We start from the raw sequence: 13,573 nt of genomic DNA, 5'->3' as shown, positions 1-13,573 counted from the left end.
CGCTCTCGCTGGCCTGTATCAACCATAATTTTATGAGTGCCGCCTATTTCTTTAGGCAGGTTTTTAGTGATATGAACGGTCTGTCCGTTTTCTTTTTTAGTATCAATGATGTAGACCGTATCACCATTTGCGCTTTCTAAATATCCTTTATCACCAGTCTGTCCACCACTCTCCCCATAAAATGGCGTCATGTTAAAGACTATTTGATACAATTCGCCATCCTTTTTGCTATTGACTTTGCGGTATTTAGTAATGCGTACATCTCCAGTGAGTCGGTCATATCCTATAAATTCTTGTGCATCGCCATCTCTTAAAACAGTCCAATCACTAGTCTCTATAATACCAGCTGTACGAGAACTGTCTTGTTGTTTTTTAAGCGCTACAGCAAAGCCCTTTTCATCCATTTTTAGCTGTTGCTCGCTTAAGATCAGTCGTGTAAGCTCTTTTGGGAAACCATAAGTGTCATTGAGTTCAAATGCTTTTCTACCATCTAAGGTAGTCACACCTTCCTTTTTTATGCTCGTTACCATAGAGTCGAGAAGCGCAAGCCCGTTTTCTAGGGTTCGCAAGAAAGAAGCTTCTTCTTCTTTAATCACATTAAGAATCAGATTCTTTTGGGATTGAAGTTCTGGAAAAGCATCGCCCATTTGCTTAGAAAGTGTATGCACCAGTTGGTATATAAATGGTTCTTTCTTACCTAAATAAGTAAATCCATAACGTATCGCACGTCGCAAGATCATACGTATGACATAACCAGCACCTGTATTAGAGGGCAATTGCCCGTCTGCGATGGAGAAAGAAACCGCCCTTAAATGGTCTGCAATCACTCTAATGGCGATATCCACAGGAGTAGTTTTACCATAGGAATGACCAGTGATGGTTTCTATTTCTCTAATAAGTGGTGTAAAAACGTCTGTATCGTAGCTAGAGGTAACCTTTTGTAATACCATTGCAAGACGTTCAAATCCCATTCCGGTATCCACATGTTGATTGGGTAGATTTTTCAAAGAACCGTCTGCCATACGGTTGTATTGCATGAAAACAAGATTCCATATCTCCACTACTTGTGGATGGTCCATATTTACTAGAGTGGCACCATCTACTTTTGCTTTCTCTGCCGCACTTCTTATATCCACATGAATTTCAGAGCAAGGTCCACAAGGTCCTTGAGCGCCCATTTCCCAGAAATTATCTGCTTTATTTCCATTTAGAATGCGATCTTCTGCGATTAATTCCGTCCAGTAATCGTAGGCTTCTGAATCGCGATCTAAGTTTTCTCTTGAATCACCTTCAAAAATAGTTACATAAAGACAGTCTTTATCAACTCCATAAACTTCGGTAAGTAACTCCCAAGCCCATGCAATGGCATCTTTTTTAAAATAATCGCCAAAACTCCAATTCCCGAGCATTTCAAACATGGTATGGTGGTAGGTATCTACACCTACTTCTTCTAGGTCGTTGTGTTTACCGCTGACACGTAAACATTTTTGGGAGTCGGTCATGCGGTCGTTTTTAGGGTGAGAATTCCCTAAAAAGTATTCCTTAAACTGATTCATTCCTGCGTTAGTAAACATCAGGGTCGGATCATTTTTGATGACCATAGGTGCGCTGGGAACGATTTGGTGTTTTTTATTTTCAAAAAACTCAAGAAAAGTTTGGCGTATTTGTTTTGACTTCATTCTAACTGTAATAGCGGTTAACACAATTTTCTTATTTTTGTTCCATCTGATAAAGCTGGTCGTAATTCTGCTTTCGCGAAAGCGAAACAAACACTAACTTTTTTCTACTTATTTTTAGCACATAGAGCACTACAAAAATAGAACAATAAAACGTATGGCAAAGGTTAAGTACTACTACGATTCTGAAACACTTTCTTACCGAAGGGTGGAGACTAAGAAAAGTAGATTCTTTTTTAGGAGCTTGCTGTTTTTGATAGCAAGTTTTTGTTTTGGACTGGTGTCTTTCTTTTTTGCAGATACCTTTCTGAAATCTCCAGAATTGAAGAAATCACTCAGTAAGGTAGAATATTTAGAACTACAACTGGATGAAATGCGAGACGATGTTACTCGATTATCCTCTGTGATTGAAAATGTGGAGGATCGTGATAACAATATTTACCGCATTTATTTTGATGCAAACCCTATTCCTTCAGAGCAGCGTCAAGCTGGTTTTGGTGGGGTGAATCGGTATAAAGAATATGAAGGAGAATACAGCGCAAAGAAAATTATAGCCTTAAAGGAGTCTATTGATAAGCTTAAAAAAAGAACGGCAATCCAGTCAAAATCTCTAGAAGAAATTGCGGCGCTTGCAGAGGATAAAGAAAAGCTTCTAACGTCTATTCCTGCTATACAGCCGGTTAGAAATCAAGACCTTACTCGCATGGCGAGTGGTTATGGATACCGTACAGATCCTTTTAATAAGACTAGAAAATTCCATTATGGTATGGATTTTACCGCGCCCCGTGGGACTCCAGTTTTTGCTACAGGCGATGGTGTTGTAGCTCGCGCAGATGCTAGAAGTAGCGGTTATGGAAATCACATACGAATTGATCATGGATTCGGTTATATCTCACTTTATGCACACTTAAGAGCGGTGAAACCTTATAATGTGCGCAGAGGGGAAAAAGTAAAAAGAGGAGATATAATAGGTTATGTAGGGAGTACAGGAAGGTCGCAAGCACCACACTTGCACTATGAGGTTTTTAAAGATAAGGATCGCATCAATCCTATTAATTTTTATTATGGGAACCTCACCCCAGAGGAGTTTAATGCCCTTTTAAGAAAATCACAAGAAGAGAATATTTCCCTAGATTAAAGTGTACTAGAGAAGGAACTTATTGAAACTATCATGTATATAGAACTTCCAGAAAAATTATACTACTCCATGGGAGAAGTGACCAAAGCATTTCAAGTAAACGCATCTTTGGTTCGTTTTTGGGAAAAAGAATTTGAAGTATTGCACCCTAAAAAGAACTCTCGAGGCAATCGTATATTTTCTAAAGTAGATATTGACAATCTCAAAACCATTTACCATCTGGTAAAAGAGAAAGGATTCACGATCGATGGTGCTAGAGAGTACATGAAAAGTCATAAAAAAGAGTTGAATACGTTTGAAATTATTAGTAAACTAGAATATGTAAAAGCAGAATTACAAAAAATAAAAGCTCAGTTGTAATTTTCTGTATGCTCATGTACTTCTTAAAACACTAAATTTACTTCGGTAAGGAACACCATCTTTAATACCATTAGTTTTTAATGATCAAATTTGAAAAGCTGCCTTATCCTTTAATTATCAGTGGACATATTGTGATCACAATTTTTATGATCGCACTTCCTTTTTTGGTAAAAGTGTTCTTTTTTGGTACGATCGTTTATTTTATTTTAAGACTCTTTACCAGTGCAGATAAGAATAATGAGATCATTCTCGCTTGCTGTTATCTTTCCTGTCTCGAAGTGTTCTTAAGGATGAATAACGCTTTGTTATTTTATGAAATGATTAAGTATCTTGTCTTAGCTTTTATGCTTGCTGGTATATGTATTAAAGGTTTTTCATTAAAATCTATTCCTTTTGTTTTTTATTTGCTACTACTGGTGCCTAGTATAGTGATCGCTTCACAAAATATTCCGATTACAGAATCTTTACGAAAGGCAGTAGCCTTTAATTTAAGTGGACCAGTAACTTTAGGAGTGGTTGCTATTTATTGTTTTCAACGCAAGATTACTACGACCAGGTTGGAAGAGGTTTTAAAACTATCTGTCGGTCCAATTGTTATGTTAGCTTTCTATTTATTTTTAGTGACTCCAGATATAAGAGATGTGGTCACTAATACAGCTTCTAACTTTGCGGCATCTGGTGGATATGGCCCCAATCAAGTGGCAACGGCATTAGGTATAGGTATGTTTATTTGTTTTGTACGTTTTGTACGAATCAAGAATTTATGGATCAATGTACTGGATATTACTCTATTTTTAGGAATGACTTACCGCGCTTGGATAACTTTTTCGCGAGGTGGCGTGTTGACCGCTTTTCTTATGATTGGGGCGGTAATATTTACGTTATTTTTTTTAAAACGGTCTGAATTTAGGTTTTCTTTCCTGCCTAAATTAGCGGTTATTGCCCTAGGGTTAGTCCTCGCTTGGGGTTATACATCTTTGGCCACAAGTGGTTTGATTGATAAGAGATACGCAAACAAAGATGCTGCTGGAAGGGCAAAAGAGGATCTCTCCACAGGTAGAGTTGAGTTAATTTCTATTGAGTTAGAAGCTTTTATTGAAAATCCAATCGCTGGAATAGGGGCTGGGCAGGTAAAATACTATAGAGCTAAGAAAGACGGTATAGTGGCAGCTTCTCACAATGAAACCAGTAGACTACTTTCTGAACACGGAAGTATAGGTGTTTTATCACTTCTTGTGCTCCTTTTTACGCCGCTTATTTTTAGACTTACTCATAAAGGTAATGTGTATTTTTATGCCTTTTTGATTTTTTGGATAGCGACTATCAATCACAGTGCCATGCGTATTGCGGCACCTGCTTTTTTCTATGGAATGGCGTTACTTTATGTTGTAAAACCTACAGTGAAAAAGAAAATGATACCGACTAAAAGACGCCTCAACTAGCAACTGCTCTATGAAAAACATTCTTTACATAGGCAACAAATTGGCAGGTAAAGGCAAGACGGCAACAACTATAGATACACTTGGGCCACTTTTGCAAAAAGAAGGCTATCGTCTTAGATATGCCTCTTCTATCCAAAATAGGACTATACGCATGCTGCATATGATGCGCATGACTTATAGGTCCAGAAAATGGGCAGACATTGTTCTTATAGACACTTACAGCACTAAGAATTTTTGGTATGCCGTAGTGATTTCTCGGATATGCAAAACCTTACAAATGAACTATATTCCCATACTTCATGGAGGCAATTTACCCGATAGATTGCACAAAAACCCAAATGTTATTGCTGCTTTTATTCATAATGCGCATGCCGTTGTAAGTCCTAGTGATTATTTAAGTGCCGCTTTTGCGAAAGCGGGTGGTCATAAAATCGTTAAAATCAATAATTTTATCGAGTTAGAAAATTATCCTTTTCTAGAGAGAACCATTCTTCAACCAAAACTTTTATGGGTGCGTTCATTCGCGCAAATTTATAATCCGCAAATGGCGATTTACGTTCTTAAAAAGCTACAAGAAAAATATCCAGATGCCAGCTTAACAATGGTAGGGCCTGAAAAAGACGGTTCACAAGAGTCTTGTAAAATACAAGCTAAAGAATTGAATTTGGAAGTTAATTTTACGGGTTTATTGTCTAAAAAAAAGTGGGTAGATTTAAGTGAGCAACATGATATATTCATCAATACAACAGAATTTGATAACCTGCCGGTTAGCCTTATCGAAGCTATGGCTCTTGGTTTGCCCGTAGTTTCTACTAACGTAGGTGGTATTCCATATCTAATTGAAAACGATTTGAATGGCAAGTTAGTTCCCTATGATGATGTTGAAAAAATGGCAGGCAGTATTGACTATTTGATAAGTCACCCATTAGAAACCCGGCGTATAGTTGCAAAGGCAAGGGAAACAATTGAACCTTATTCTTGGAGCCAAGTATGCCAGCAATGGAATTCGTTACTTCAATCATAAAATGTATATTTACTCCCTAAACCTATATTTTCTTGTTTAAACCCATACATTTTGAAGTTTCTGAAAGGAAAGTTCTATTGCGTGTTATAGATGTGATAGTTGTTTTAGGTGCTTTAGATGTAGTGGGTATTGTTTTCGATGTTGATTATTTTATTATCAATGAGCAGCAATGGTTGTGGTCGATTATACTCGCTGCCTATTTATTATTTTTTGCTACTGTTTTTGAACTGTACAATTTACAACGTGCTAGCCGTATTACGGGTACCTTAAGAAGTGCCGTTACAACAGGTTCTGTAACATCATTAGTTTATTTACTCACGCCATTTTTAACACCAGTATTACCAGAGAATAGAATTCAAATATTATATTTCTATCTAGCGGTTACCTTACCATTATTGTTATGGAGAGCGATTTACATCAAATTTTTTGCTAGTTCTAGATTTGATAAAAACATTATCCTAATTGTTGACGCCAGCGATGCTGAAATGATTGCAAAGTCTTTACAAGTTGTAGATCCTAACTACAAAATAAGCGGCTTTATAAATACGGGTCCAGCGATGGCATCAGGACATTTTGTAGGTCTAAAGGAGCTGGTCATCAAAGAAGCGATTGATTTATTTGAAAGCAGATTAATTACCGAAGTTGTCGTCGCAAGTAAGGATGCAGAAGGAATCACTTCTAATTTATACCGATGGCTGATAGAGCTCGTTGAAAAAGGCTATTCGGTTCGAGAATACACGCAGGTCTATGAAGAAATGACCGATCGAGTTCCCGTACAGTATGTAGGTAAAGATTTCTATAAGTATTTCCCTTTTGCGCGTAATAATCACAATAGGTTGTATTTAGTATACCATCGTTTATTTGACCTAATTACTTCTTTATTAGGTCTATGTACCTGTTTTTTGATGATGCCATTTGTTTTTATAGGTAATTTAATAGGGAATCGCGGTTCTTTATTTTACACACAAGAGCGAGTAGGTATCAATAGGAAATTATTTAAAATATGGAAGTTTAGAACTATGGTGAAAAACGCTGAGAAGTCAGGAGCCCAGTTTGCCGTTGAAAATGATGTACGGATAACAAAATTTGGTAAGTTCTTGCGAGCAGCGCGTATAGACGAATTTCCTCAGTTTTGGAATATTTTAAAAGGAGATATGAGTGTCATAGGTCCACGTCCAGAACGAAAGGTTTTTGTAGAACAGCTTTCTGAGAAAATTCCGTTTTATGAAACCCGTCATGTCATAAAACCAGGCTTAACAGGTTGGGCACAAGTAAAAACAAAATATGGCATTACGGATGAGGATCACCTGAGGAAACTTCAATACGATCTTTATTACATTAAAAACCGCAGTGTTTTTCTCGATATTAGAATATTAGTAAAAACCTTAAGTACCGTTATATTTTTTAAAGGACAGTAAGCCTAGAATTCGGTATGCAGGTTCAGATTTTAGTTGATAGTGGAGCATAATACCTGTTTTTTTTGAGTCGCTATAAAAACAGGATTATCAAAAAAAGGTATTCAAACGCTACACTTATTTACGCTGCATCTTACCGCGTTTAAAAACGCTAAATAGCAAAACAAACAATCCCATAAGCGACGCTACTCTTGCGATATAATCCCCGTGGGTCGTGTAAAAAGTCATCTTTGATTTAGGATAAATGGTTCCTTTGATCGTTCCCTTTACGTCGTATTCTAATGACTTTACAATACCTCCTTCAGGATTAATTATCGCGCTTATTCCCGTATTAGCGCTGCGAGCAATCCACCTTCTGTTTTCTATGGCTCTGAGTCTAGCAAGGCTCAGGTGTTGCTTATGTCCTTGTGTATTGTTCCACCAGGCATCGTTGGTGATGATGGCTAGAAATGTAGCTCCATTTTTTACATAATCAGCAACATAGGCTCCATAAACAGACTCATAACAAATTACGGGAGCAACCGTATTTTGTTCATTCATTTTAAAAACTTCTCGTTCTTTTTGAGTTGTTTTAGTAGATATGGTGCCGCCTAAATCCAGCATGGCATCTCCTAAAAGAGGCTGCAACACATTTTTGTAAGGGAAATTTTCAACACCTACGACCAGTTTTGATTTATGATATACTTGCAAGGAGTCGGTAGCCGATAAAAACATAGCCGAATTGTAATCATTGTAAAAAGTCCTTCCATCTCCTGCTATATTCGTCTGAGCGCTAACTCTTGAAGAGTCTCTAAAAATCTCAGTGATAGAAATACCACCTAAATAATGGGTTTTGGGATACTCATACAATACCGTTCTAATCTGGTTTACAGAGCGATCAGCAGCTAATCTGTTCATGTTAGACAGTCTTACATCATCAGCAAGAACGGTCTCTGGTGTGATCACAAGATCTGTAAATTCATCCATTTCTGGTAGCGCTAGGTCAGCTATTAATGCTACGATACTATCATTAGTGGTGTCATACTTCTGACTGTAAGGATCAATATTAGGTTGTACGATAACCACATTTGTACCGCCACCTTTTTGAAGCTCCATATTTAGTAAGCTTATGGTATAAGATAGCAGTATAGGAATACATACCAATGCTCCAAAAACAGAAGCACGCTTGATAAGGAACATGCGTTTTGAAATAAGGAGGTTTTTTATTTTCTGAAATGAAAGTTTATCTCGGTGTAGTTCAGGGCCAAAGTGTATCACACTGACAAAAACAAATATGGTCACCAGCCAGATCCATAAAGAACCACCAAAAGTACCGGTGTATTCGTACCATTGAATCCAAGAAGTGGTCTCGCTAAATCCATTCCCTAGGTTGAGCCAAGGCCAAGAGAAATCCCATTCCAGATGCATGCGTTCAAAACTGATCCATAGACAGGCAAGAAAAGTGAGGGCAGCACCTTGAGTAGCTTTTCGAGCCAGTAGATGATAGCCTAAAAAAACAAGACTCATCAATGCCGAATTTGCTATGACAGCAAACCACATCCCAAAAGGGGTGGAATAATACAACCAGTAAGTAGTTGTGATGTTCCAGATAAAAAAAGTAAGGTAGGAGTGAAGAAACACCCTAATGGCAGTTCTTTTCCCCTCCTGGAGCCGTATGCGGCGTTCTGAGATAAGTAAGGGTACAAAAGCTACAAGTAGCCACCCAGCAAAACCATGCGTAGGCCAGCCCAGCCAAAACAATATCCCTGATAATAGGGCTAATAATATACTGGTTAGTTTCATGTACTACTTATTAGGCTGTTAGTTGAAGCGCTTTGAATGGCAACAGGTGTTGTGATAATTAAATTACCTATTAAAAACAGATAGATCAATATTGACCGAAAAAACATTAGAATACAACGCCTCGCTAGAATCACCTATGTCAGTAAGCGCATAATCTACAGAGATGCCTTTGTACTTAAAGCCTACTCCTATATTAGGCTGGAATGTGGTGCTGCTATTGCCATCTAGTTGTTGTATGTTTTGAAAATTTCCTACACCAGCACGTACAAATACCAGGTTTACAAAGCTGTATTCTAAACCCAAAGCTGGCGTTGCGCTCACGGCACTGCTGGAAATGACATCGTTAGTTTGTATAAACCTCATATTCATATTCACCTCGGCGGTCAGGATATGGTCGTAGTGAAAAGTAAAAGTTCTTGCGAGTCCTAATTGGAGTTTAGGAAGTGTGATTTCTGTCGTCTCTGGCAGCTCTTGATTTTGGTTCTCTACGGCGCCACTTATTTCGGCAAATTTCTCTTCATCTATAGACCACGTATTATAAGTGGTTGTAATATCTCTAGCCATCAATCCCACTTGCCACTCGCCACGTTTAAATTGCATCCCTATATCAAACCCAAAGCCCCAAGAGTTAGCAAACTCACCGATGACCCTGCGTATGACCTTAGCATTTGCTCCATAAGAAAAGCCGTCCAGCTTTGCTTCTCTGGCATAGGAAAATGTAAAAGCCCAGTCTGCGGTAGAAAAGGTAGAAATTCGGTCGTAATTGATGTTTCCTTGATCGTCTATTAATTGAGTCGTATTTAAAATATCATCTACAGAAAACCGAATTACAGAAAAGCCAAAAGCGCTTGCGTCATCTATAGGCATTGCAAAGGCAGCGTAATTAAACTGAGCAATATTGGCAAAGTAACTCGAGTGCATCAAAGAAACCTCTTGTTCTTCCATTCTAATCAGTCCAGCAGGATTCCAATATACAGAATTTACATTGTTACTGCTCGCCACTACAGCATTGCTCATTCCTAAAGCCGCAGCATCGACTCCTATATTTAGAAATTCGTTGGAGTAGGCTCTGGAGGTTTGCGCTTTCGCGAAAGCGGAACAAACAACCATCAGTAAATAAAAGTAATTTTTCAAGCAGAAATTTTAATGAAACGCAAATATCTTAGTTTCTGAGTTAATAACACCAGTAAATTCAAATAGTAACTGGTATAACTGTGAAAATCTGTTGATATTGCCTAAAAAGATCGCATTTCACATCACTAAAAAACTGCATATTTGTAAGATGAAGAATTGGATACCTCACATCATTACTTTACTGAATCTACTTTGTGGATGCATCGCAGCTATTTATGCGTTTCATGACCAACTTATTCTCGCTGGTATCTTTGTGGCTGCGGGTATATTTTTTGACTTTTTTGATGGTCTTGCAGCGCGACTTTTACAGGTTTCTAGCGAGCTGGGGAAACAACTGGATTCCTTAGCAGATATGGTGACCAGTGGTCTTGTTCCAGGAATTGTGATGTACCAACTCTTGAGCGATTCTATAGGTTTTAATTTAATTGATGTAGAACAGGGTTTTACGTCAGTAAATAAGAGTTACCTGCTCAGCCACCCATACCTGCCGGTGGTAGGTTTTCTCATCACGCTAGGAAGCTGCTACCGACTGGCAAAATTCAATGTAGACAACAGACAGACCGATTCTTTTATAGGAGTGCCTACTCCAGCAAATGCTATTTTAATCCTCTCTTTAGGCATTATAGCCCAAGATACCGATTGGAACTGGTTGTACTATGCATTGACAAACCCTTATATTCTTATAGCAATAAGCTTATTCAGCGTTTACATTCTCAATGCAGAGTTGCCTTTATTTGCCTTAAAGTTCAAAAGTTTTGGGTGGAAAGGAAATGAAATACGCTGGATTTTTATAGTGATTTGTTTGAGTCTTATCCTGTGGCTACAAATTTATGCCGTGCCCTGTATCATCATCATTTATATGCTAATGAGTGTGGTGCATAATTTAAGAGCTAAAAGCAACAATGTGTAACTATGTCTATAAATATAAAGACCATGTAGGGAACGTAAGGCTCTCCTATCTAGATGTCAACCATAATAACTCTAGTCCTGTTTCACTTCAGATCAAGGAAGAGAATAATTACTATCCTTTTGGCTTACAACACAAGGGGTATAATAACGTGATTGCTGGTCGTGATCACAAGTACGGTTACAATGGTAAAGAAGAACAAGAGGAACTAGGTCTTGATTGGTTAGATATCACCGCTCGTAATTATGATCCTGCTTTAGGTCGTTGGATGAACATCGACCCTCTTGCTGAGCAGATGCCTGAGTGGTCGCCGTATAATTATGCGTTTGATAACCCTATTAAATTTCATGATCCTGATGGGATGGCGCCAAGTGATGTTATAATATTGTCTTATGGTAATAATGAGAAGACTAGCTTAGGAACCAATCACAGATATGGACACTAAGCAATACTTGTAGGTGACGATAAGAATGGTTGGAAATATTATTCTATAGATGGAGATTGGTCTAGTACAAATAATAATGATTATACTATAGAATCGTTTAATACTTTAGCAGAATTCACTCAATCAGAGTATGACACTTTTAAAACAGATTATGATGATGGAAAAGGCTTTGAAAAATCCAAAAGAGACGAGGATCGAAATATAAAGCAGAGATATAAAGAAGGGTTTTTAATAGAAACAACTCCAAAACAAGATGCTTTGATGAATAAAGCAGCTGATAAAACAACAAAAATAGGATGGTATCCATGGGATGAGTGCACGGATGTATGTACAGATGCTTTGGATGCTGCGGGATTAAATAATGGTGAATGTAATAATTACGATCCAATAAATGATCCAATCGAAAAATTTAAAGTTCCATTTATTGATAAAAACGTTTCGTCAAATAATAAGCAACGTCAAATAGAAGAAGATAATAAAGGAACTGATGTTGATAACAAATTAAAACCAACAATTGGATGAGGAAAATAATTAATTATCTCATTGGTCTTTTCATTATACTATCATTTTATTATCTTATAAGTATCTTCTTATCAAATAGTAGACAATTTATCAAATACTATCCTGTAGAAACTAATACATCTCTTGAAGCTAAAGATATTGGTGTATTAATAAATGACACCCCAATTATTAATTATATAGGTGAAGATAAATGTGATAATTTAAAGTTTTGGGTTTCTAAAAATAAGTATTGGAAACAGTTTGGTATTTTACCTATTGGATATTATTCGATTGATAAAAATAATATGTTATTAAATATGATATACCCAAAACATCTTTCTGATAAAAAAATATTCGTTGAGTTTCAAGATTATTCAAAAATGAGTGAACATTCAATGCAGGGTAGATTCTATAAAGCGAATAGTAACGTTCATGTTATTATTAAAGATGATGATGAAGTTGTTTTATGTGAGTTAGATGTTGATTTGGGTGAAAGTTCAAATTAGGATATTGCAAAAAAGTAGAATTTAAATCATTAAAAGACAGTAATTAAAAAAGAAATTGATTACTGTTTTTTTTATGCGATAAAATCAAGCTCTAGAATACGCTTTTTTAGTTTTATGGTAGAATAATGCTATATCAATAAGATCCCAGCTGGCGCGAGCGTCACGCTCGTGATCTACACAACAAGAGTTAAGAAAAAGAGGAAAGTTAGAAATAGCGTTTCTTTTTTTATGTTTTAAAGCAAAGCGACCTAGTTTATTAAAGAAATATTTTATTTTTTTCACCTATTCAGTTCAAGCCGGTATTAAAAAAGAGCTATTCAAAAATCTTCTTCTTCCTCAATTCAAAATTCTGTCCTAAATATACCCTGCGCACTACCTCATCTTCGACCAGTTCTTCGGGCGAACCGTGTTTTAAGATCTTACCCTCAAACATAAGGTAGGTACGGTCTGTAATAGCGAGTGTTTCTTGAACATTATGGTCGGTAATAAGGATGCCTATGTTTTTCTTAGTGAGTTGCGATACTATTCTTTGGATATCTTCTACCGCTACTGGATCCACACCTGCAAAAGGCTCATCGAGTAATATAAAAGTAGGGTCTGTCGCTAGGGAACGAGCTATTTCTGTACGGCGTCGTTCTCCACCGCTTAATAAATCCCCATTTCTATTGCGCTTGTCTTGTAGGCCAAATTCTTCGAGCAATTTCTCACAACGTTCTTTTTGGTCTTTTTTAGAAAGCTTGGTCAGTTGTAAAACACCGAGGATATTTTCTTCTACAGTAAGTTTTCTGAAAATCGAAGCTTCTTGTGCCAGATAACCGATACCATGCTGTGCCCTTTTATACATGGGGTATTTAGTGATTTTCTTGTCATCTAGCCACACTTCACCACCAGTAGGTTTTACAAGACCTACCGTCATGTAAAAAGAGGTTGTTTTCCCAGCACCGTTGGGTCCTAGCAGACCTACAATCTCTCCTTGATTCACTTCATAAGAAACCCCTTTTACCACTGGACGGCCTTTATAGGATTTCTGTAAATTATCAGCTCTTAATTTCTTTAACATGGAACAAATTTAATGGTTTTGAAATCAATTTTTACTCAAGTTATGACTTCTTAATTCTCACTAATGATTAAATTGCGTTTATATTAGAAATTCAACTATTCATTTTATGGAACTTCCTAGATTTCTCATGGGCGATAACGTTCATTATCCTGAAGATATTTTTGTCATTCACTTAGAATATCC

Annotated in this window: 14 protein-coding genes; 9 read left to right on the top strand and 5 right to left on the bottom strand. The window is 37.1% G+C overall.

Annotation, left to right across the window (positions count from 1 at the left end; genetic code table 11):
• A partial coding sequence (alaS, locus tag ACJAT0_RS10040) for an alanine--tRNA ligase (RefSeq protein ID WP_415181547.1) occupies positions 1-1,679 on the bottom strand: 1,679 nt, incomplete at its 3' end.
• A gap of 154 nt (positions 1,680-1,833) precedes the next feature.
• On the opposite strand from alaS, the gene ACJAT0_RS10035 reads away from it, so the two are divergent.
• From ACJAT0_RS10035 to ACJAT0_RS10015, 5 genes are all read left to right on the top strand, one after another.
• Complete coding sequence (locus ACJAT0_RS10035; protein WP_415181546.1) at positions 1,834-2,814, top strand: M23 family metallopeptidase; 981 nt, start codon at positions 1,834-1,836, stop codon at positions 2,812-2,814.
• 33 nt (positions 2,815-2,847) lie between these two features.
• Positions 2,848-3,174 (top strand): MerR family transcriptional regulator, encoded by a 327-nt coding sequence (locus tag ACJAT0_RS10030; protein ID WP_415181545.1) that lies wholly within the window; start codon positions 2,848-2,850, stop codon positions 3,172-3,174.
• 80 nt (positions 3,175-3,254) lie between these two features.
• Positions 3,255-4,616, top strand: a complete 1,362-nt coding sequence (locus ACJAT0_RS10025) for an O-antigen ligase family protein (RefSeq protein ID WP_415181544.1) — start codon at positions 3,255-3,257, stop codon at positions 4,614-4,616.
• Positions 4,617-4,626: 10 nt separating this feature from the next.
• A complete protein-coding gene (locus ACJAT0_RS10020; protein ID WP_415181543.1) occupies positions 4,627-5,640 on the top strand; it encodes a glycosyltransferase family 4 protein in 1,014 nt (337 codons plus the stop codon).
• Positions 5,641-5,672: 32 nt separating this feature from the next.
• Positions 5,673-7,058: an exopolysaccharide biosynthesis polyprenyl glycosylphosphotransferase gene (locus ACJAT0_RS10015; protein WP_415181542.1), complete on the top strand. Its 1,386-nt coding sequence runs from the start codon at positions 5,673-5,675 to the stop codon at positions 7,056-7,058.
• Positions 7,059-7,172: 114 nt separating this feature from the next.
• Here the strand turns inward: ACJAT0_RS10015 and lnt are convergent, their stop codons facing one another.
• The gene (gene lnt, locus ACJAT0_RS10010) at positions 7,173-8,837 is read right to left on the bottom strand and encodes an apolipoprotein N-acyltransferase (protein WP_415181541.1); all 1,665 of its coding nucleotides are present in this window, start codon (positions 8,835-8,837) and stop codon (positions 7,173-7,175) included.
• 63 nt (positions 8,838-8,900) lie between these two features.
• Complete coding sequence (locus ACJAT0_RS10005; RefSeq protein WP_415181548.1) at positions 8,901-9,947, bottom strand: PorV/PorQ family protein; 1,047 nt, start codon at positions 9,945-9,947, stop codon at positions 8,901-8,903.
• Positions 9,948-10,119: 172 nt separating this feature from the next.
• Here ACJAT0_RS10005 and ACJAT0_RS10000 point away from each other — a divergent pair, with 172 nt between their 5' ends.
• The 4 genes from ACJAT0_RS10000 to ACJAT0_RS09985 all read left to right on the top strand — a co-directional run bounded on the left by ACJAT0_RS10000 (position 10,120) and on the right by ACJAT0_RS09985 (position 12,330).
• Positions 10,120-10,881 carry a CDP-alcohol phosphatidyltransferase family protein gene (locus ACJAT0_RS10000; protein WP_415181540.1) on the top strand — a complete coding sequence of 254 codons (762 nt, stop codon included), beginning with the start codon at positions 10,120-10,122 and terminating at the stop codon, positions 10,879-10,881.
• Complete coding sequence (locus ACJAT0_RS09995) at positions 10,874-11,323, top strand: RHS repeat domain-containing protein (RefSeq protein WP_415181539.1); 450 nt, start codon at positions 10,874-10,876, stop codon at positions 11,321-11,323. The genes ACJAT0_RS10000 and ACJAT0_RS09995 overlap by 8 nt, the downstream gene beginning before the upstream one ends.
• Positions 11,324-11,584: 261 nt before the next feature.
• Positions 11,585-11,845, top strand: a complete 261-nt coding sequence (locus ACJAT0_RS09990; RefSeq protein WP_415181538.1) for a hypothetical protein — start codon at positions 11,585-11,587, stop codon at positions 11,843-11,845.
• The gene (locus tag ACJAT0_RS09985) at positions 11,842-12,330 is read left to right on the top strand and encodes a hypothetical protein (protein WP_415181537.1); all 489 of its coding nucleotides are present in this window, start codon (positions 11,842-11,844) and stop codon (positions 12,328-12,330) included. The genes ACJAT0_RS09990 and ACJAT0_RS09985 overlap by 4 nt, the downstream gene beginning before the upstream one ends.
• Positions 12,331-12,414: 84 nt before the next feature.
• Here ACJAT0_RS09985 and ACJAT0_RS09980 read toward each other — a convergent pair whose 3' ends face one another.
• Together ACJAT0_RS09980 and lptB are read right to left on the bottom strand one after the other, a co-directional pair.
• Positions 12,415-12,612 carry a hypothetical protein gene (locus tag ACJAT0_RS09980; protein WP_415181536.1) on the bottom strand — a complete coding sequence of 66 codons (198 nt, stop codon included), beginning with the start codon at positions 12,610-12,612 and terminating at the stop codon, positions 12,415-12,417.
• Between the two features lie 31 nt (positions 12,613-12,643).
• Positions 12,644-13,390 carry an LPS export ABC transporter ATP-binding protein gene (lptB, locus tag ACJAT0_RS09975; protein WP_415181535.1) on the bottom strand — a complete coding sequence of 249 codons (747 nt, stop codon included), beginning with the start codon at positions 13,388-13,390 and terminating at the stop codon, positions 12,644-12,646.
• Positions 13,391-13,573 lie beyond the last annotated feature (183 nt).

Source organism: Nonlabens sp. (genome assembly GCF_047636915.1).
Lineage (GTDB): Bacteria > Bacteroidota > Bacteroidia > Flavobacteriales > Flavobacteriaceae > Nonlabens.
The sequence above is the reverse complement of the archived record's forward strand: the minus strand, read 5'-3'. Positions and strand labels throughout refer to the sequence as shown.